Raw genomic sequence first — 20,435 nt, forward strand, 5'->3', positions numbered from 1 at the left:
AAAAGTTATTGAATTATAAATAATCAGGCCGCCCTTTTGCCTCCAGGCAAGAAAAAAGGCCACAGCGCCTTGCTGCGGCCTTCTTCCAAAAGACAGGGACTGACGTTACTTCTTCAGGCCCATCAGCTTTTCCAACCAATGGATGGTGTAGTCACCATTGATGAAGTCCTGCTCGCCAATCAGTTTCTGATGCAGCGGGATGGTCGTGTCGATGCCACCGATCACATATTCACCCAACGCCCGGCGCAGACGCATCAGGCATTCGTTACGGGTTGCGCCATGGACGATCAGCTTGGAAACCAGGCTGTCGTAATAGGGCGGAACCTTGTAACCGCTGTAGAGATGCGAATCCACCCGCACGCCCAGGCCACCCGGGGCGTGATAGTCACCGATCTTGCCGGGGGTCGGCATGAAGGTGACCGGGTTCTCCGCCGTGATACGGCATTCAATGGCATGGCCGTTGAGCTTGATGTCTTCCTGCGTGACGGACAAAGGCGCACCGGCGGCAACGCGAATCTGTTCGCGAACCAGGTCGATCCCGTAGATCATCTCGGAGATCGGGTGCTCCACCTGCAGGCGGGTGTTCATCTCGATGAAGAAGAACTCACCGTTTTCATACAGGAACTCGATCGTGCCGGCCCCGCGGTAGCCCATTTTGGTGATGGCGTCGGTGACCGTCTTGCCGATTTTGGCCCGCAGTTCCGGATCAAGCGCCGGAGAGGGAGCTTCCTCGATGACCTTCTGGTGGCGGCGCTGTACGGAACAGTCACGCTCACCCAGATGGACGCAACCGCCCTGGCCATCGGCAATGATCTGGATTTCGATATGGCGCGGATTGCCCAGATAACGCTCGATGTAAACCGCGTCGTCACCGAAGGCAGCCTTGGCTTCGGCGCGGCAGATGGCGAGTGCTTCCGGCACCTCTTCCATGCTGTAGGCGACCTTCATGCCGCGGCCACCGCCGCCGGAGGCAGCCTTGATGATCAGCGGAAAGCCGGTTTCCTTGGCAATTTCGAGGGCTTCTTCATCCGTATTGACGCCGCCGTCACTGCCGGGAACGCAAGGTAGGCCAAAATCCTTGGCGGCAACCTTGGCGGCGATCTTGTCGCCCATCAGGCGGATATGTTCCGCCGTCGGGCCGATGAAAACGTGACCGTGTTCCTCCACCATTTCGGCAAAGTCGGCATTTTCGGACAGGAAGCCGATGCCGGGATGGATCGCATCCGCGCCGGTGATGTTGGCGGCGGTCAGGATCGCGGCCTTGTTCAGGTAGGAATCCTTCGGTGCCGGCGGGCCGATGCATACCGCCTCATCCGCCAGACGCACATGCATGGCGTCTTCGTCGGCGGTCGAATGGATAGCGACCGTTTGAATGCCCATTTCTTTACAGGCACGATGGATGCGCAACGCGGTTTCACCACGGTTGGCGATCAGGACCTTTTCGAACATAGTCCCCACTCCGTGTCGTGTCTGGGATTACTCAATTACAACGAGAGCCTGGCCGAATTCGACAGGTTCGCCATCTTCAACCAGAATGGCTTTGACTGTGCCGGATTTCGGTGCCGGGATCTGGTTCATGACTTTCATGGCTTCGATGATCAGCAGCGTCTGGCCTTCCTGAACCTTGTCGCCGACATTGGCGAAGGCAGCGGCGCCCGGCTGCGGCGAAAGATACGCCGTACCGACCATCGGGGACTTTACGGCACCCGGATGGTTTTCCATGTCGCCAGCAGCCGGTGCTTCCGGAGCAGCCGCCGGAGCCGCAGCAGCGGGTGCCGCCGCAACCGGAGCCGGAGCAGCGGGAACCGCAAGCTGGCTGGCGGCAACGCCGCGCGACAACCGGATCGAATAGTCGCCATGTTCGATTTCGACCTCGACCAGGCCTTTTTCTTCCATCAGGTCGGCAACCTTGCCAACCGTCTCTGCGTCAAAGGTGAATTTTGCCATTCCGGACCTTCGTTTCTTTTTAATCCGTGTGTTTTCAAATGCTCGGTTTACGCCAGCCGGGCAGCCATCGCTTCCAGCGCCAAGTCATACCCCTGAAATCCAAGGCCGCAGATCACACCAACAGCAATGGGCGAGATAAAGGAATGATGGCGATACTCCTCGCGGGCGAAGATATTCGACAGATGCACCTCAATAACCGGAACTTGCGCGGCTAGCAAGGCATCATGCAAGGCAACAGAAGTATGGGTATAGGCCCCGGCGTTCAGAATGATTCCCTCGTGGTTCTCGCGGGCATCCTGAATCCAGGTTACCAGGTCGCCTTCATGATTGGATTGGCGGCAGTCCGCCTCCAATCCCAACTCCGAAGCCTTTGCCTGACAGCGTGCGTCGAGATCGGCCAGTGTTTCATGGCCATAGACCTCCGGCTCGCGCTTGCCCAGCATGTTCAGGTTCGGGCCGTTGAGCACCAGAATCCGAGGGGAAGACATTGTAGAGTAAACCCTTTTGTTGCTTTCCGCCCCTTTACGGGAACTTATCGAAAGCAGCATATACCACGGGATTCGCCAGCAGGAAACACCACTGCCTTTGATTTTTGGGCGGCAAGGCATCATGTTTCTTCCTTGAGATTGCCCCGCATTCGGGCGACACTTGCTAAGAAACTGTAATCATTGGGGGAAAAATGCCGGACAAAACCGTTGCCGCCTTTGGGACCTGGAAATCGCCCATTACGACGGACTTGTTGACCCGTGGATCTGTCGGACTGGGACAGATTGTGGCCGACGGTGAGAATGTTTACTGGACCGAGATGCGCCCGTCGGAAGCGGGGCGAAATGCTTTGGTCATGGAACGTCCCGATGGCGAAAAGAAGGAACTTGTTCCGCCCCCCTTCAATGTTCGAAGCCGGGTTCACGAATATGGCGGCGGTGCATTCACCGTTTGCGATGATGTCGTGTGGTTTATCGATGCCAAAGACCAGACCGTATTCAGGCTTGCTCCGGGCAATGCTCCGGAGAAGGTCGCAAAAAAGTCAGGAACGGCCTTTGCCGACTTTATTGTCGACAAGGCTCGCAACAGGCTGATTTGTGTGGCGGAGGATGTCTCCGGCGGAGGCGAGGCGGTCAACAGTATTGTCGCAATCGGATTTGACGGCGCGATTGATACTTTGGTGAGCGGTGCGGATTTTTACGCTGCGCCGAAACTTTCACCGGATGGCAAACGCCTGGCGTGGATCGAGTGGTTTCACCCCAATATGCCCTGGGATGGCACGCAATTGCGCGAGGCCACCGTCTCCGATAGCGGTGCCCTGATTGAGAACAGGCCGATAGCCGGTGGGGAAGAGGAATCCGTCTTCCAGCCGGAATATGCACCGGACGGTGTGTTGCACTATGTGTCCGATCGGTCCGGTTTCTGGAATATCTATCGTCATGGCGATGTGACGCATCACTATGAATTCAACGCGGAGTTCGGTTTACCGCATTGGATATTCGGGATGCGGACCTATGGATTTCTTGCCGATGGGCGCATCGTCTGTACCTATGCCGAACAGGGCGATTGGTCATTGGGGATTGTTGATCCGGCGACAGGAGACCTCAGGCCTCTCGACCTCCCTTGGTGTACCTACGACAGCCTGATTTGTGCGGGCGGCAAGTCGTGGTTCCATGGCGGGCGCGTTGACAGCGCGGACGAAATTGTGGAACTGGATATAGATGCGCTTGAGGCGAAGGTCCTGCGACGTTCGGTCGAACTGGATGTGCCGCAGGAAAGCATTTCCGTTGCCCAGTCCATCGAATTTCCCACCACCGATGGCCGCACAGCCTTTGGTTATTACTATCCGCCGGCCAATGCCGCCTACGCCGCACCGGAGGGGGAGTTGCCGCCACTGATTGTAAAAAGTCATGGCGGACCGACCGGACAGTCCACCAAGTCCCTGTCGCTGAAATTCCAGTATTGGACCAGTCGTGGTTTTGCCGTGATGGATGTCAATTATAGTGGCAGTACAGGCTTTGGCCGGGACTATCGGGAGCGACTTGCGGGACAATGGGGTATCTCCGACGTTGACGACTGCGCCAATGCCGCGCGATATGCCGTGGAAAAGGGGCTGGCCGACCCGGACCGTCTGATCATTGTCGGGGGCAGTGCCGGTGGATATACAACCCTGGCAGCCCTGGCATTCCGGGATGTTTTCAAGGCGGGCTGCAGTTCCTATGGCGTTGGCGACCTGACGGCCCTGACCAACGACACCCACAAGTTTGAAAGCCGCTATCTGGACAAGCTGGTCGGGCGTTGGCCGGAGGATGCAAAAATCTACCGCGAGCGGTCCCCGATACAGCATACCGAGCATCTGAACTGTCCGATTCTGTTCCTGCAGGGTGATGAGGACAAGGTTGTGCCGCCCAACCAGGCAGAGGCGATGGTTGACGCTTTGCGCAAAAAATCCATGCCGGTTGCCTATCTTCTTTTCGAAGGGGAGGGGCACGGTTTCCGGCGTGCGGATACAATCAAAAGGGCCATGGAGGCGGAGCTTTCCTTCTATGCCCAGATATTTGGTTTCGAACCCGCCGACAGCCTGGAGGCGGTCGAGATCGAAAACCTGTGAGGATCGAGATCGCGGGCAATGCCTGAGAAATGAGCTAGGTCATTGTCTGCGCTTAAAATCTTCACATATCTATAATAGACTAAACTGTTAGAAGCATGCGGCTTTTATCGGGAAAGTAAGGAGTAAAAAATGAACCAGTTCAGCGAGCGGGAAAAGGCTTTTGAAGCCAAATTTGGCCATGACGAGGAAATGCGCTTCAAGGCAGAAACCCGTCGTAATAAGTTATTGGGACTTTGGGCGGCAGAACAAATAGGGCTAAGCGGTGCGGACGCCGATGCCTATGCACGGGCCGTGATCGAAACGGATTACGAAGAACCGGGCCATGATGATGTTATGCGCAAGGTCCTCAAAGACCTGACGGATCGCAAGGTCGATGCAACAGAGCATATCGTGCGCAAGAAGATGGACGAGCTTATGGACGTTGCCATGGCCCAGGTCATGAAAGAAGTCCCGACCGAGTAATCGAACTGGACAGTTTGATTCGAGGCCGACTAGTTGGTCGCACTTTCAGGCGACCCGTTAAGGTCGGCCTCTTTTTTATCCTGACCATCCAGCTCTATGACATCGGTCAGGCCGTTGGTCTCCAGGATTTCCTCTTCGCTGACGACTTCCTGGTGAAGGGGCGTAAAGTCCAGAACATTATATTCGACAATATCGGTCGGCCCGATGCCGACGACTTCGCGGACGCTCTTGTCCGGCGAGGCGACGGCCACCGCAACAGCCGCCATGGCTGCCGCACGGGCTGAAGGATATTCAATCTGTTTGGCGGCTCTCAGCGCCATTTCCAACTCTCCGGCCTTGGCGGCGGCCACCGCCACTGTGGTCAGCGCGTCAAATTTCGGGGCACGGAAGCTGCCATCCGGGGCGCGTTCTTCGGCTTGTTCCGGCGTCGGCTGCGGCAGTCTTGCCGCCGTATCAAAGGCAGACAGGACATCACCAACGGCGATCTGGCTTTGTGCAATATTGGCCAGGGCCAATGGATATCCTTCGTCTTTCTTGTTGAGCCACGCCAATGTCCATGCATTGCCGATGGTTTTATTGGCGGGGTTTTTCATGCTGCGCGCGGCCTGTGCCGTTGCCAGGAAAGTCAACGCATTCACACGGATCAGATTATCCGGCAGAAGACGGATCAGTTCCCGAATCTGCGTAAAAATCTGCTCGTCCATTTCTTTTGACCCGCGGGTCAACTGAACAGCGAGGACGGAGCGAATGGCGCCGGGCAGCATACTGATGATCGGATCAAAACCTGTCGGCTTCAGACTTTCAATCAACAGATTGGATACTTTGAGGCGGTCTTCCGCATTCTCCAGTGTGACCCTCGTTGCCAGGTCGGCATAGATGGGAACCCGCATGGAAATATAAGGGATATAGTTCAGAAGGATGCGGGCTTCTTTATCCTTGTCCTGTTGCAGGAGGATGGCCGCCATGCCAAGGAGGGCCCGTGATTGTGCCTCCTTGTCTGGAATGGAGCCGGCGGTTGTAAAGGCATCGGCATATCGGTCGACGATGGCTTCATCCCTGACAATCAGGCTTAACACCTTGTTTTTACGTGCCCCGTCCTGCTGATTGATGAGCTGTTCCTTGGCCAGGGTGAACAGCGCCAGGGCGGCGTCGGTATTGTCGGTCTGCCCCAGGGATCGGGCAACGGCGCTCAAGGCAACGGCACGTTCGCTGCCTTCGGGGATATTGCGAAGCACATCCATGGCATCGGGATGATCACCGGCAAAGGTAAAGGCGGAGGCGATTCTGGCATAGGCGCGGTTGTAGCGCATATGTGGTCCATCCGGCTGTCCCGAGTCCAGACGCTTGCGGATGAAGCGAAGCGTTTTAACGGCCCCTTTATTATCGCGGGCCGTGGCCTGGGTGCGTGCGATGTCGACGAAAATATCGACCAGTTCGTCACTTCTTCCCTGCAGCTTTGCTGCTTGTTGAAAGGCTTCACTCAAGACGCGGGAGGCTGCCCGCTTGGCCTTGTTGCTGCCGCCTGCGCGGTTCTGAAACTTTGCGGCGGCCCGTTGCAGGGCGCTCAGTCTGGTCAGGACGCTGGGGATACGGCTGGCGGTGACGATGGCGTCTTCCAAAGCGCCAATGTCGGCCTGCTCAATCGCGATAATCCGCAGCAACTCCCCGGCGCGCTTCGGGCGTTTTTTGACTTTGATGGTCTTTTGCGCCTGAGAGAGAAGTGCCTTGGCGTCCTCGGTCGCATTATGATCTGTCTGGTACAGGGCAATTGAGCGCATCGCCCTGGCACGCCAGAGGTCGTCTTCGATTCGCTTCAACTCATCCTTGGCGTCTGCCACGCGGTCGCGGGCCAGCATGGCCCGGACCAGACCTTCCAGCGCCTGGCCGACCTCATCCAGGGTTTCCAGGGACAGGGCCTGGAAACGAAGCTGGATGAGAGGGTCTTTCATGACCCGTTCCGTGACCGGATCCAGGCGTTCACGCCCTTTGATGGGGGAGTTCTGGGCCAGCGCTGTACCGCAGGTCCCTATAAGGAAAAGGCAGGTGCCCGCCAGGAGCACCCGCCTCAAACCATTCACGACGCGACCGTTGGAACGGTGCGTTTGAAGCTTACCCGAATACGCGTGTGAAGATCGTGTCCACATGCTTAGTGTGGTACTCCATATCGAACAGGCTGTCGATAAGCTCATTGCTCAACGCGGCGCTTACTTCATCGTCCTGTTTCAGCAAATCCTGGAAAGAAACACCGGTTTTCCAGCTTTCCATCGCGTTGCGCTGTACCAGGCGATAGGCGTCTTCACGGCTGACGCCATGCTGGGTCAATTGCAGCAGAACGCGTTGGGAGTTATGCAGGCCGCCCAACTGATCCAGGTTCTTCTGCATATTCTCGCCATAGACTACCAGGTTCTCAACGACGCTGGTCAGACGGGCAAGTGCGAAGTCGAGGGTAACGGTCGCATCCGGGCCGATCATGCGCTCAACGGAGGAGTGAGAGATATCCCGCTCGTGCCACAGGGCGACGTTTTCCATGGCCGGGGTGACGGCGGAACGGACAAGGCGCGCCAAGCCGGTCAGGTTTTCGGTCAGGACCGGGTTGCGCTTGTGCGGCATGGCGCTGGAACCCTTCTGTCCCTTGGAGAAGAATTCCTCGGCCTCGCGCAGTTCTGTGCGCTGCAGGTGGCGGACTTCAATCGACAGGTTTTCAATGGAACTGGCAATGACGCCTAGCGTTGCAAAGAACATCGCGTGGCGGTCGCGCGGGATCACCTGGGTGGAAACCGGCTCCGGCTGCAGGCCCAGCTTTTCCGCCACATGGGCCTCAACGGCCGGGTTGATGTTGGCGAATGTGCCGACGGCGCCGGAAATGGCGCAGGTGGCGATTTCCTCGCGCGCTGCCAGCAGGCGCTTTTTGGCGCGGTCGAATTCCGCAAAATGCTTGGCCAGTTTCAGGCCGAAGGTCACCGGCTCTGCATGGATGCCGTGGCTGCGGCCGATGGTGATCGTATATTTGTGCTCTTCGGCGCGCTTTTGCAGGGCTGCCAGAAGTTTATCGAGATCGGCCAGCAGCAGGTCGGTCGCCTGGGTAAGCTGAACACTCAGGCAGGTGTCCAACACGTCGGAGGAGGTCATGCCCTGGTGGACGAAGCGGGCTTCGTCGCCGACCTGTTCGGCAAGCTCGGTCAGGAAGGCGATGACGTCGTGCTTGGTCTCACGCTCAATGTTATCAATGCGGTCGATACGGTCCTGCGTATAGACCTTGTCGCCCCGTTCCCAGACGGCTTTCGCCGCATCAGCCGGAATAACACCCAGATTGGCCTGTGCATCGCAGGCATGGGCTTCGATTTCAAACCAGATCCGGAACTTGTTGGCCGGTTCCCAGATATTGACCATTTCGGCGCGGCTGTAACGGGGAATCATCGTCTCTATCTTCCTTGTAAGATGAGGGGGTGGGCCGGGCAGTCTGTCACCAGGCCCATGATTTGCGGCGGTTATGCCAAAGCTTTGCCGGAAAGGCAATGTTCCTGCGCTTTTTCGGCGGATATCACGCCATTTGGCGCAGGATGATGCTGCAGCCGATTATGAAAAGCAGGGCGAGAACCCCCTGTTTGAAACGCTCCTCCGGAATGTGTCCGCGCAACCGCCTGCCGATTTCCATGCCGATATAGACCGGGACCATGGCGGCGGCGGAGGCGAGAAACTCCTGCCAGCCCAGAAGGCCCTGGACCGTGATCGTCGCGGTAAAAGGCAGGACGGCGGCGAGATAGACTGTCGCGATGCTGCGTACAAAATGATCCCGTTTCAGGTTCAGGCCCAGAAGGAAGACCAGCAATACAGGCCCATAGAAGGAGGTCAGGCCACCGATCAGCCCGGCGACCGTTCCGGCCAGGGGGGCTAGCGGTCGTTCCCAGCGGGGCGGAATGTGAAATTTTGGCAGGACCAGCAGGACAAGGGAGAGGATGGAAATCATCAGCCCCAGGACAAGCGCCAGGGTATCGCCATCCATGTCGCCCAACAGATGGGCACCCAGCGTGGTGAAGAAAGCGGTGGGCAGGATGAGTGGCCAGAAACGGCGCAGGCTCGCCTTGAGCGAGCCCCCTTGAAGCATCTGGATCAGATTGCTGATCAGGACCGGTATGGCCAGAAGAATGACGGCAGTGTGCGGTGGCAGGAAGAAAGTCAGCAGGGTGACGGCGACCAGGGGCAGCCCGACACCGGCGACGCCTTTCACCAACCCGCCCGCCAGCAGGATGGCAAAAGCGGCAGCCAGAATGTCGAGGGATGCGATTTCCATGGCCGCCGCTCTTAATCGAGGCGTTAAAGACCTATCGGTCGTATTCCGCGAGGTTCTCGCGGAATTTGGTGCTGACGCGTTTGTAGACCTCCAGGTCTTCGTTCGGAATGCCCTGGGACGCGATCTGGTTTATTTCGTCCACATAAGGCGTCAGGTCGTCTTTCAGGGCGCGGCCCTTGTCGGTCAGGAAGATGTTGACCTTCCGCCGGTCGTCTTCGTTACGGATACGATTGATCAGGCCGTTTTTCTCCATGGCGCGCAGCGCCACAACAGCCGTCGGCCCCATAATACCAAGCTCATCGCTCAGGTCTTTCTGGGTCAGCCCGTCACGAAGCCAGAGGATGCGCAGGAAATGCCACTGCCCGATGGGAACACCGTGTTTGGCAAGGCGTCTTTGCAGGGATCGTGCAAAGGCGCGGTGGGTCATTCTGGACGCATAGCCTAGGCTTTTTTCCGGGATGAGTGCGTTGTCGGTTCCTTCCCCCATTTTCGGGATCCTTTTTTGTCTCGCTTTGCCTTCTTTTGCTGTCCCTTATTGCGATGAAAAATCGCAACAATTTGAGCTAAAAGCTAGGTTGTTGACCATTTGTTCAATATTTAGGGTTCGAATATATCTTTTCCTTGATTTGTCAACTTTTGCGCCGGGATAACAGCCTTGAAGACTAGGAAATAAACTTAATCCAATTGCCTTTTCCGATCCGGCTTGGACCTCCTGCCAATGCTTGCTAAAAGCTAGTGATAACTAGATTTAAGAGCATCGGTGATTGAGACAAGGGGGGTGCCCGTGAAGCCAGCAAATTCCGTGTTGTCCGGTTATGGCACGACAATATTCGAAGTGATGTCCCGCCTTGCCGTTGACTGCGGCGCCATCAACCTAGGGCAGGGGTTTCCCGATGAGGATGGCCCGGAAGACCTGCGTCGAATTGCCGCCGACGCCCTTATGGATGGCCCCAACCAGTATCCGTCGATGATGGGGCTGCCGACCCTGAGGCAGGCTGTTGCGGAGCATAACAAGAGATTTTACGGACTGGACGTGGACTGGCAGACGGAAGTCATGGTGACCTCCGGGGCGACCGAAGCCTTGTCTAATGCGATATTTGGCCTTGTTGAGCCGGGTGACGAGGTGGTGCTTGTCGAGCCGCTTTACGATTGTTACCTGCCAATGGTGGAACGCGCTGGCGGCGTTGCGGTCCGCGTCCGGGTCACGCCGCCGGAATGGGCTTTGGACAAGGCCGCGTTGGAGGCCGCCTTCAGCGACAAGACCAAGCTGGTTATCCTGAACAGCCCGATGAACCCGGCGGCCAAGGTCTTTTCCCGAGATGAGCTGTCGGTCATTGCAGAGCTGGTGGAGCGTTTCGATTGCTATGCCCTGTGCGACGAAGTCTATGAGCATCTTGTCTTTGAAGGTGCAACGCATATCCCGCTGATGACATTGCCCGGTATGCGGCAGCGCTGTATCCGGATCGGGTCGGCGGGCAAGTCCTTCTCCCTGACCGGCTGGAAAGTGGGATATATCACCGCAGCTCCCAATCTGTTGGGGGCAATCGCCAAAGCCCATCAGTTCACAACCTTCACAACGCCGCCGAATTTACAAATCGCCGTTGCTGCGGGACTGCGCCTGGGCGACGATTATTTCGACCATCTGTCCGGTGACCTGCAGGAAAAGCGGGACTTCCTGGCCGATGGCCTTGCAGGGTTGGGGTTTGGGGTGGTCGGCTGTCAGGGAACCTATTTCCTGACGGTGGACTGCACCGCCTTCCTGCGGGACGGTGAGGATGATGTTGCTTTTTGTAAAAGGATTACGACAGAGATTGGCGTTGCGGCGGTGCCGGTAAGTGCATTTTATGGTAGCGACGCGCCGACACATTTTATCCGTTTCTGCTTTTGCAAGAAGCGATCGGTTCTGGAAGCTGCACTTGAGAAGTTAGCCGTTCTTAATAGTTGATGGAGTTGGGCCTTGGGGGGATCAGCCAAATCGAAAAAGGGGCATTTGGGCGCATGGATTGCGGTCCTGATTGGCATCGGTGCTTTATTTGCAATTGCCCTTTCCACCTATGCCGTCTTCCGGCCGGGCCGGGTCAGCTCCAAGGGGGACGGCAAACAGGAAGTCGCCGAACTTTGCACGGCACCGCAGAAACAGGATCACGAATGGCGTTGGTATACCCGCCATTACCCGTCCCCTGATACGCAGTGGCGGATTTTCGTGGTGGGGAACACGCTTTGTTTCCGCAGCGGGAAAAACTGGAAAGGGTTTTCGATAGACCGGCGGGAAGTGCAAAAATACGGCTGCTTTGAAACCTATGCCGGATTGTTCTGCCGCCGGAATGCAGACCCGATGAAACACCCCAATGCGGCGGCCTATACGGGTTGATCCCTGCCGGCAGGCGCAGTACCAATGAAGGCCGGTTAGGATTAAGCGAGCGGGATGGACCCGCCAGTGAGATGACCATGAATGCGATCAAGACAGAAAGGCGTCCAAGCGCCTGTCCCCATGACTGCCCCTCCACCTGTGCCCTTGAGGTCGAAGTCCTGGGGGAGAACCGGATCGGCCGTATTCATGGTGCAAAGGACAACAGCTATACCGCAGGGGTGATCTGCGCAAAGGTCGCCCGTTACGCCGAACGTATCCATCATCCCGATCGCCTGACGCAACCGCTGAAGCGGGTAGGGCCGAAAGGTAGTGGCGAGTTTGCAGTGGTGTCCTGGGACGAGGCGTTGGACATCGTCGCGGATAATCTCCTACGGGTAGAAGCGGACCATGGGGCGGAAGCGGTCTGGCCCTATTACTATGCAGGGACCATGGGACTGGTGATGCGTGACGGTATCAACCGCCTGCGTCATGCAAAGGGCTATTCCGGGCAATACAGCACGATCTGCACGACCCTGTCCTGGACTGGTTATCAGGCCGGTACGGGGGCGAAATATGGTGTCGATCCCCGCGAAATGGCGGAATCGGACGTGATCGTGATCTGGGGAACCAATCCGGTTAACACCCAGGTCAACGTCATGACCCACGCAACCAAGGCACGCAAGGAACGCGGTACGAAAATCGTCTGCATCGATACCTATCAGACAGGCACGGTCAAACAGTCCGACATGGCCTTGATCGTCAAGCCGGGAACCGACGGCGCGCTTGCCTGTGCGGTAATGCATATCCTGTTCCGCGACGGTTTCGCCAACTGGGACTTTCTGAACAAATACACGGACCGTCCGAAAGATTTTGAACAGCATCTGCGGGACAGGACGCCTGAATGGGCCAGCCGGATTACCGGGCTGAGTGTGGAGGAGATCGAAGCCTTCGCCCATCTGATCGGCGCCCATCAGAAAAGCTATTTCCGTCTGGGCTATGGCTTTGCCCGCTCCCGCAATGGTTCGGTTAATATGCACGCGGTACTGTCCATCCCGGCTGTGACCGGCGCCTGGGCGGTTCTTGGTGGCGGGGCGCTGCACAGCAACAGCGGTATTTTTCGCTGGAACAAGACGATGATCGAGGGGTTGGATGTTCGGAACCCGGCGACGCGTCAACTGGACCAGTCCAGGATCGGTGCAGTATTGACGGGAGAGGAAGATGCCCTGCAGGGCGGCAGTCCGGTGCATGCGCTGTTCATCCAGAATACCAATCCGATGGTCGTGGCCCCCGATCTGACAAAGGTCCACAAGGGCTTTGCCCGCGAAGACCTGTTCGTCTGTGTCCATGAGCAGTTTATGACGGAAACCGCGAAGATGGCGGATATCGTGCTGCCCGCGACGATGTTCCTGGAACATGACGATCTCTATCAGGGCGGCGGGCACCAGCATTTCCTGTTGGGGCCGAAGATTGTCGATGCGCCGGACGGTTGCCGGAATAACCATGAGGTTATTGCCGGGCTGGCCGAACGGTTGGGGGCGTCGCATCCGGGGTTTGATATGACACCGCGTGCGCTGATTGACTGGACCCTGCAGGAAAGCGGTCGGGGAACGTTGGAAGAGCTGGAAACGGCCCGCTGGGTCGACTGCCAGCCGCCCTTTGAAACGGCGCATTTCGTCGATGGCTTCGGCCATGACGACGGCAAATACCGCTTTGCACCGCGCTGGTCGGAAATCCTGGGGGCTGAACACGGCCCCGGTGCGAAAATCGTTACCAGCATGCCCGAGTTTCCCGACCATTGGACCGACTATATCGAGGAAGCCACTCCGGACTATCCGTTCCGTCTGGTGACGGCACCTGCCCGGAACTATTTGAATTCTTCTTTCACGGAAACGCCGAGTTCAATCAAGAACGAAAAACGGCCAACGGTGAAGGTCAATGACGAGGATGCCGCCGCGACGGGGATCGCGACGGGTGACCTTGTTCTTCTGCAGAACGAACGCGGCAAGGTCCGCCTGCATGTCGAAGTCGCCGGTGGCCAAAAGCGCGGTGTGCTGGTCGTGGAGAGCATCTGGCCCAATGCCGCGTTTGTCGACGGTATCGGCATCAATGCCCTGACGGGGGCAAGCCCCGGCGCGCCGATCGGCGGCGCAGCCTTCCACGACAACCGGGTTGCCCTCAGTCCTGCGGCGGATTGAGCCGAAGGATAACGAAGGTTGCAACGCTGCCCAGGAACAGGGCAGCCGCCCCGGCAGCAAACAGACTGGTATGATTGCCGGTCATCCTGTAGAGACCGGCAATCATATAGCCGCCCAAGGCCTGGAATACGGCGAAGGTGAAGGTGATATAGCCCCATGCACGGGCATGTTGATCCGATCCGACAAGGGCGGCGGCGGTACCGGATACCAGGGCGACGATCCCGGGTGTCAGCGCGCCGACTAGAAAGACCGATATCGACAGCATGATCATATCCTGATTGATCAGGGGGATCAGGACGGCCAGGGTCTTGATCAGGAAGGCACCGACCAGGCTGCGCCTGAAACCGAAGCGGTCGGCGGCGAGGCCCGCCAGCATGGGGCCGACAATCGCACCACAGCCGAAGATGCTCCAGGACCAGCCACCTGCGTTGTTGCTGTATCCCAGGGTCCTTACCAGATAATCCGCCCAGTAGATCGTATGGGGAATGAAGCCGATGGCATCCAGTGCATAGGCCGCCATCAGGGCGATAATTGCCTTGCTCCACATGGATGAGGCCGATGACGTGCTGTGGCCGGTTGTCGGGGCTGTGCTGTCCGCCAAGTCGTTTATGAGCAGCAGGCAGGGCAGGGTGGCGGCGGTGCATAAGATGCCAAGCGCCAGCCAGCTTTCCCGTACACCATAGTTCGCGGCCCAGGGAACGACGACACCGCTGACTGCGACGCCGACGCCGATCCCGGCAAAGATCAAACCGGCGACGCGGCCCTTCAGGTGGCTGGGCGTTGCCTTGAAGACGGCCGGGGCGGCCAGAACCATGAGGACACCGCCGGATACACCGGCGACGAAACGCCAGAAGGCCAGCCACATCTCTCCCCCATTCCAGGCGCTGAAGAAGAAACTCGCGGAACAGGCAATCATCGCAATGATCAGGGGGGCGGCTTGACCGAAACGCTTGCCCAGGCGGCTGGCGACCAGGGTTCCAGCCAGATAGCCCAGGAGGTTGGACGCTGCCAGGAAACCGGCCAGATCGCCATCGGCCCAGCCGCCCTGGACCAGCACGGGGATTAAGGCAACAAAGGAGAATCTCCCCAGTCCGATGCCGATCACGACCGCGGCAAAACCGATATAGACCAGTGCCTTGAATGAAATGGGTGCCCGTCGTTCCGTCACGCCGTCCGTCATCTACGCATACCAAAGCTGTTTAATGGGCTTGGCAGAGTTAAACAGGAAATCTATTATTTTATAAAGCGATTTAAACAGAATTTTTATATCTGTAATAGAGATATAAATGGAAACCAGAGACCTTGAGATTTTCCGGGCTGTGTATGAATGCGGCGGCTTTGCCAAGGCGGCGCCGCGTCTGAATACGGTCCAGTCCAATGTAAGCGCGCGGATCAAGCATTTGGAACAGATGTTGGGCGCAACCCTGTTTCGCCGCAGCCGACGGACTGTGGAGGCGACCGATGCGGCGCGCCGGCTTTATGACTATGCCGGGCGTTTGTTGACCCTGGAGGCGGAGATGCGCCAACAGGTTGCCAAACCGCGCGGCGTGGCGGGGGCCTTGCGCCTCGGGGCGATGGAAACGACAACCGCCGCCCGGCTGCCGGACTATTTCAGGCGGATGCGCCAGGCCTATCCGGATGTGGCGGTGGACCTCCAGACAGCGCCGACGCTGGAACTTATCCAGGGGGTGCTCACTCACCGGATGGAGGCTGCCCTGATCGGTGGTGTCACCGATCATCCCTTGTTGGCCCATCAGATTGTTTTCGAAGAGGAACTGGCGTTGTTTGGTGCCAGCGACGAGGCACTGTCGGATTTATCCCGGCAACCGATCCTGGTTTTCCGGGCGGGATGTGCCTATCGCCGTCATCTGGAAGTCTATCTCGCCAATCACAATATCTTTCCCGTCCAGATCATGGAAATGGGGACCCTGGACGGTATTCTCGGCTGTGTTGCCGCGGGGATGGGGATCACGATGTTGCCCCGGTCCGCGGTTGCCCAGCATCGTCTTTCTGGAGAGTTGTCGTCGCGTCGGCTGCCCCCGGAGAGCGAGCGGATTGCGACCAATCTGATTTACCGGAAAGAGGATGGGCCCAGTGCTGCCCTGAAAGCCTTTATGGACGTGCTGCCTATTCGTCATCCACGCGCGTCAGCAGACCTTCAATAGAACGCAGCGCTTCGCCATTGCGGATGCGCGTGAAGACCAGTTTCATGTGCCCGTCGTCGCGCAATGTCCGGTCATATTGCTGCATCTCATACCCGCCATCGTCGGTGATGATCATGGCATAGACCGTCAACGTATTGTTCTTGAGGCGGGCCCAGACATAGGGGTCGCCCTTAAGCGGGTTCAGGGGAACCCAATTGCCGAACATATTCTTGCGCATCGCGGACGAATAGATGTCCTTGCGTTCGCTGGGGGCAAAGTGAATGGAATAGGATGCTTCCTTGTCGCCGCCCGTTTCCCGGTGGATGACTGTTGTCCAGTCTATCAGGAAATTTTCGTCATCGTCGTCGTCGGGATAGATATGCACCTGAACCTCCCGCGTGGAAGTATCGGCCTCTCCCATGACGGCAACGACGCCGGAAAAAAGCCCGAAAAAGGCGTCCATCGGGTGCTTTTGTGCATAGGACTTGTTCGGGCCCGCGATGCAAAGCATCACCAGTCCGACCAAGGCAATCACGCGTGAGAGTGTGTTACGCATCAATAGGCTATCCCTATCCCAGATCATATCTCCAATGATTATAGCACCATATAAGAATTCGTTTTGAAAGGGCGGAAAAGTGAAAAGTGATATTGCTCACTCATGCTTGATGGCGGCGGTGGCAAATATTATCTTCGCAACGGTTCAAGATCGCCAGGATAGTCAATAATGTTAAAAGCCACAGTCATTCCCGTTACGGCCTTTCAGCAAAACTGTTCGCTGATCTGGTGCGAGGATACGATGAAGGGGGCTTTTGTCGATCCGGGCGGTGAGGCTGAAAAACTGTTGCAGGCCGCGTCGGACAACGGTGTGACGATTGAAAAGATCCTGGTCACCCATGCCCATCTCGACCATGCCGGTGCGGTGGCTGATCTGGCTGAAAAACTGAATGTTCCGATTGAGGGGCCACATCGGGAGGATCAGTTTCTGATCGACAGCCTGCCGCAACAATGTGAGATGTACGGCTTCCCGCCCTCACGCAGTTTTGAACCGACCCGCTGGCTGGACGGCGGTGACGAAGTAACTGTCGGGGAGGTTACCCTTCAGGTACGCCATTGTCCGGGCCATACGCCCGGCCATGTTATCTTTTATAGCAAGGACCAGTCTGTGGCCTTTGTCGGCGATGTTCTGTTTCGGGGATCAATCGGCCGGACTGATTTTCCGCGCGGGGACCACGCTACCTTGATCAAATCCATCACCGAACGGCTTTGGCCGTTAGGGAATGAGACTGTCTTTGTGCCGGGCCATGGTGAACTTTCCACCTTTGGCGATGAACGCCACCATAATCCCTTTGTCGGCGACAAGGCGCTGGCCGGGGCCGACTAGACGGCGATGCCGCGCAGGCGCTGATACAGGCCGAGGGCATAGCGGTCGGTCATCGATGACAGATAGTCAGTGACGATCATCAGGGCATCATAGGTCCTGAGTGACGAAGGATCGCCGGGGAAGTCGTCCCCGATCAGACGCAGCAGATGTTGCGACTTGTGGCTTGTCGCCTTGCGATCCCATCCCTTATGGCGGAGGTCTTCGATGGCCGCACAGAATTCATCCAGCAATCCATGCAGGACGCTATAGCCTGCCAATTCCTTTTGGGTGATCGATTCCATGCGGAAGACTTCCAGGCATTTTCTGGCCGCCCGGTCGAAGGCATCGGCGGTTTCAATATCCTGCACGATAGGGTTCGTTTTTTTGCCGGCGAGATAGTCCGCCAGATGGGCCATGAAATAGTCGGCGGCAAGATCGACCGACTTGCCGATGGCCTGGGAACGGAGGAAACCGATTCGTTCCTTCTCCGATTTATCTTCACGCAGATTGTCGATCTGGGACAGCCCGCTCATGATTTTCGCCACATCGCCATAGGGCAGCGCGCCCATGTAATAGGCATCTTCCAGGTCGATGATCAGGTTGCAGATATCATCGGCGGCTTCGACCAGGAAGGTGAAAGGATGACGCTTCCATGTGTCGCCCTGATCATGACACAGCAGGCCTGTGGCCGTGGCGACCGTCTCAAATACGGCTTTCTCACTTTGGAAAAAGCCGTTTTTCTTGGTGCCGATATAGCCGTCTTTGCTCGCGTCCGCCCCTGAGGGGTATTTGGTGAAGGTGGAAAGCACAGCATAGGTCAGGCGCAACCCGCCCCGGAACCGGTTATTCTCCAACTGCGACAGGATGCGAAAGCCAACAGCGTTGCCTTCGAATTTCTCCAGATCGGCGCATTCAATGGGGCTGAGGTCGTCGAAGGGCGCCCAGCCGCCTTTGCGTTTCTCCGAGAACCAGGAAGCGATGGCTTTCTCGCCGCTGTGCCCGAAAGGCGGGTTGCCGATATCATGGGCCAGACAGGCGGCCTGAACGATATAGCCGACCTCGTCCGCCGTGATGCCGGTGGCGCGGAACTGTGTATCCGTTTCCCGCAGGCGGCTGCCGACCAGAGTGCCCAGAGACCGTCCGACGGAAGACACCTCGATACTGTGGGTCAGGCGGGTGTGGGTATGATCGTTCTCGGTCAGCGGATGGACCTGGGTTTTATGGGCAAGCCGCCGGAAGGCAGAGGAAAAGACGATCCGGTCGATATCCTGTTGAAAGGGGCTGCGCGGATCGCGGTCATCGCGCGGCTTGTCGTCGTTGAGACGGCTGCTGTTCAACAGTTTTTCCCAGTTCATGGTCGCTTCCTTTGGCTTATCCGGCTTCTAGCTGGATAAAACAGGGGATTCGGGGATGCAATCAGTATCTGGTCAGAGATAGCCTGCGGCCCGGAAACTGAAACTCCCCTGACGGCCGACAATGATATGGTCATGGACCGCAATGTCCAGCGCACTTGCGGCGTCTCGGATGGTGCGGGTCATGTCTATGTCCGCCTGCGACGGGGTAGGATCGCCGCTGGGGTGATTATGCGCGAGGATGACTGCCGCAGCATTCAGTTCCAGCGACCGCTTGACCACCTCACGCGGATAGACGGCGGTATGGTCGATTGTGCCTTTTTGCTGCACCTCGTCGGCGATCAGCTTGTTTTTCGTGTCCAGGAACAGGATGCGGAATTGTTCAATGGGCTCGCGGGACATGGCGGCCCGGCAATAATCCACCAGGCTGTCGAAACTGTTGATCTGCGGGCTGATCCGGCCTTCCTGGCGAAGCAGGCGCAGGGCTGCCTCCTGCACCAGTTTGAAGGGCACGACCGCCGTCTCCCCCATTCCCTTGACCTGTGAAAGCTGTTCGGGACGGGCGACGACGATATCGGCGAAACTGCCGAAGGTCGCGATCAGGTCTTTTGCGATAGGTTTAACGTCGCGCCGGGGCAGGGCAAGGGTCAACAGCAGTTCGACCAGTTCGTAATCCGCCATGGACGTACCGCCATCACGAAGAAAACGCTGGCGCAGGCGTTGGCGGTGGCCATGGTAATGCGGTTTCTGCTTGTCCTCGGTCATCCCGTTCATCCTCCCATCCCGGCATATGGACATGAATGAAAGACAGGGGGCGGCTTTTCAGAGAAAGCCATAAAACAAAAACGCGAAGCAACCGGGGCTTCGCGTTTTCTGAATACTGATTGTCCTGCCAGTCAGGCGTAGGGGGGCGCGGTCCAGCCTTTCGGCGATTCCGTGAAGATTTCCACGCCATCGGCGGTGACCGCGACGGTATGTTCGAACTGGGCACTCAGGGATTTATCCTTGGTGACCGCGGTCCATCCGTCCTGCAAAACCTTGCAGTGATATTTGCCGGTGTTGATCATCGGCTCGATCGTGAAGAACATGCCTTCATGCAGGGTCGCGCCGGTGCCCGGTTTGCCATAGTGCAGAACGCTCGGTGCATCGTGGAAGACGCGCCCGATACCATGGCCGCAGAAATCGCGCACAACCGAATAGCGGTTCTTTTCCGCATAATTCTGGATTGCTGCACCGATGTCGCCCAACGTCACACCCGGGCGGACCATCTCAATACCAATCATCATGGCTTCATAGGTGGTCTGAACCAGCTTTTGGGCCTTGATCGGAACCTTGTCGCCAACCAGGAACATCCGGCTGGTGTCCCCGTGCCATCCGTCGAGGATAACGGTGATGTCGATGTTGATCGCATCGCCCTCACGCAGCTTCTTCGCATCGTCGGGAATGCCGTGGCAAACGACGTGGTTGATGCTGGTGCAGATGGATTTCGGGAAACCGCGATAGTTCAGCGGTGCCGGAATTGCGTTATTTTCAATGATAAAGTCATGGCACAGGCGGTCCAGTTCGCCCGTGGATACACCCGGCTGAACATGCGGGGTGATAAAATCCAGGACTTCGGCGGCCAGTTTACCGGCCTTGCGCATGCCTTCAAAATCTTCCGCATCATGCAATTTGATGCGCCCGGCTTCGGGATCGTAAACGTCGTTCATATCCAAATTACTTTTTTGTCAGTGTTTCA

At 57.5% G+C, this 20,435-nt stretch carries 19 protein-coding genes; 7 read left to right on the forward strand and 12 right to left on the reverse strand.

Features of this window, described 5'->3' with window-relative positions; genetic code table 11:
* Positions 1-105 precede the first annotated feature (105 nt).
* Genes accC through aroQ form a run of 3 tightly spaced genes read right to left on the reverse strand, consistent with a single transcriptional unit; the run spans position 106 to position 2,435 of the window.
* Positions 106-1,449: an acetyl-CoA carboxylase biotin carboxylase subunit gene (gene accC, locus IF205_RS08680; RefSeq protein WP_259782896.1), complete on the reverse strand. Its 1,344-nt coding sequence runs from the start codon at positions 1,447-1,449 to the stop codon at positions 106-108.
* A gap of 27 nt (positions 1,450-1,476) precedes the next feature.
* On the reverse strand, positions 1,477-1,947 hold the full coding sequence (gene accB, locus IF205_RS08685; protein WP_259782897.1) for an acetyl-CoA carboxylase biotin carboxyl carrier protein: 471 nt from the start codon (positions 1,945-1,947) through the stop codon (positions 1,477-1,479).
* Between the two features lie 47 nt (positions 1,948-1,994).
* Positions 1,995-2,435, reverse strand: a complete 441-nt coding sequence (aroQ, locus tag IF205_RS08690; protein ID WP_259782898.1) for a type II 3-dehydroquinate dehydratase — start codon at positions 2,433-2,435, stop codon at positions 1,995-1,997.
* A gap of 191 nt (positions 2,436-2,626) precedes the next feature.
* Here aroQ and IF205_RS08695 point away from each other — a divergent pair, with 191 nt between their 5' ends.
* Entirely contained in the window at positions 2,627-4,543 is a 1,917-nt protein-coding gene (locus tag IF205_RS08695) for a S9 family peptidase (protein WP_259782899.1), read from the forward strand.
* Positions 4,544-4,672: 129 nt separating this feature from the next.
* Entirely contained in the window at positions 4,673-5,005 is a 333-nt protein-coding gene (locus IF205_RS08700) for a DUF1476 domain-containing protein (RefSeq protein ID WP_259782900.1), read from the forward strand.
* Between the two features lie 29 nt (positions 5,006-5,034).
* Here IF205_RS08700 and IF205_RS08705 read toward each other — a convergent pair whose 3' ends face one another.
* The 4 genes from IF205_RS08705 to IF205_RS08720 form a co-directional block, all read right to left on the reverse strand.
* A complete protein-coding gene (locus IF205_RS08705; protein WP_259782901.1) occupies positions 5,035-6,954 on the reverse strand; it encodes a tetratricopeptide repeat protein in 1,920 nt (639 codons plus the stop codon).
* 160 nt (positions 6,955-7,114) lie between these two features.
* Positions 7,115-8,422, reverse strand: coding sequence for an adenylosuccinate lyase (gene purB, locus IF205_RS08710; protein ID WP_259782902.1), 1,308 nt, complete (start codon positions 8,420-8,422; stop codon positions 7,115-7,117).
* Between the two features lie 124 nt (positions 8,423-8,546).
* A complete protein-coding gene (locus tag IF205_RS08715; protein ID WP_259782903.1) occupies positions 8,547-9,296 on the reverse strand; it encodes a sulfite exporter TauE/SafE family protein in 750 nt (249 codons plus the stop codon).
* A gap of 31 nt (positions 9,297-9,327) precedes the next feature.
* Positions 9,328-9,783 (reverse strand): MarR family winged helix-turn-helix transcriptional regulator, encoded by a 456-nt coding sequence (locus tag IF205_RS08720; RefSeq protein WP_259782904.1) that lies wholly within the window; start codon positions 9,781-9,783, stop codon positions 9,328-9,330.
* Positions 9,784-10,080: 297 nt separating this feature from the next.
* Between IF205_RS08720 and IF205_RS08725 the strand changes: the two genes are divergently transcribed.
* From IF205_RS08725 to IF205_RS08735, 3 genes are all read left to right on the forward strand, one after another.
* Complete coding sequence (locus IF205_RS08725) at positions 10,081-11,241, forward strand: aminotransferase (RefSeq protein ID WP_259782905.1); 1,161 nt, start codon at positions 10,081-10,083, stop codon at positions 11,239-11,241.
* Between the two features lie 12 nt (positions 11,242-11,253).
* On the forward strand, positions 11,254-11,667 hold the full coding sequence (locus IF205_RS08730; protein ID WP_259782906.1) for a hypothetical protein: 414 nt from the start codon (positions 11,254-11,256) through the stop codon (positions 11,665-11,667).
* A gap of 77 nt (positions 11,668-11,744) precedes the next feature.
* A complete protein-coding gene (locus IF205_RS08735) occupies positions 11,745-13,841 on the forward strand; it encodes a molybdopterin-containing oxidoreductase family protein (protein ID WP_259782907.1) in 2,097 nt (698 codons plus the stop codon).
* Here the strand turns inward: IF205_RS08735 and IF205_RS08740 are convergent.
* The gene (locus IF205_RS08740; protein WP_259782908.1) at positions 13,822-15,021 is read right to left on the reverse strand and encodes a YbfB/YjiJ family MFS transporter; all 1,200 of its coding nucleotides are present in this window, start codon (positions 15,019-15,021) and stop codon (positions 13,822-13,824) included. The two genes, IF205_RS08735 and IF205_RS08740, sit on opposite strands and share 20 nt — an antisense overlap.
* A 106-nt stretch (positions 15,022-15,127) precedes the next feature.
* Between IF205_RS08740 and IF205_RS08745 the strand changes: the two genes are divergently transcribed.
* Positions 15,128-16,006 carry a LysR family transcriptional regulator gene (locus IF205_RS08745; protein WP_259782909.1) on the forward strand — a complete coding sequence of 293 codons (879 nt, stop codon included), beginning with the start codon at positions 15,128-15,130 and terminating at the stop codon, positions 16,004-16,006.
* On the opposite strand, the gene IF205_RS08750 is transcribed toward IF205_RS08745, so the two are convergent.
* The gene (locus tag IF205_RS08750; RefSeq protein WP_259782910.1) at positions 15,969-16,541 is read right to left on the reverse strand and encodes a hypothetical protein; all 573 of its coding nucleotides are present in this window, start codon (positions 16,539-16,541) and stop codon (positions 15,969-15,971) included. The two genes, IF205_RS08745 and IF205_RS08750, sit on opposite strands and share 38 nt — an antisense overlap.
* Before the next feature lie 168 nt (positions 16,542-16,709).
* Here IF205_RS08750 and IF205_RS08755 point away from each other — a divergent pair, with 168 nt between their 5' ends.
* Positions 16,710-17,366, forward strand: a complete 657-nt coding sequence (locus tag IF205_RS08755) for an MBL fold metallo-hydrolase (protein ID WP_259782911.1) — start codon at positions 16,710-16,712, stop codon at positions 17,364-17,366.
* On the opposite strand, the gene IF205_RS08760 is transcribed toward IF205_RS08755, so the two are convergent.
* The 3 genes from IF205_RS08760 to map form a co-directional block, all read right to left on the reverse strand.
* Positions 17,363-18,700, reverse strand: a complete 1,338-nt coding sequence (locus IF205_RS08760) for a deoxyguanosinetriphosphate triphosphohydrolase (protein ID WP_259782912.1) — start codon at positions 18,698-18,700, stop codon at positions 17,363-17,365. The two genes, IF205_RS08755 and IF205_RS08760, sit on opposite strands and share 4 nt — an antisense overlap.
* A 72-nt stretch (positions 18,701-18,772) precedes the next feature.
* On the reverse strand, positions 18,773-19,471 hold the full coding sequence (gene radC / locus IF205_RS08765; RefSeq protein WP_259782913.1) for a RadC family protein: 699 nt from the start codon (positions 19,469-19,471) through the stop codon (positions 18,773-18,775).
* A gap of 122 nt (positions 19,472-19,593) precedes the next feature.
* Positions 19,594-20,406: a type I methionyl aminopeptidase gene (gene map / locus IF205_RS08770; RefSeq protein WP_259782914.1), complete on the reverse strand. Its 813-nt coding sequence runs from the start codon at positions 20,404-20,406 to the stop codon at positions 19,594-19,596.
* Positions 20,407-20,435: the final 29 nt, after the last annotated feature.

The sequence above is a fragment of the Aestuariispira ectoiniformans genome, from assembly GCF_025136295.1.
GTDB classification, from domain to species: domain Bacteria; phylum Pseudomonadota; class Alphaproteobacteria; order UBA8366; family Aestuariispiraceae; genus Aestuariispira_A; species Aestuariispira_A ectoiniformans.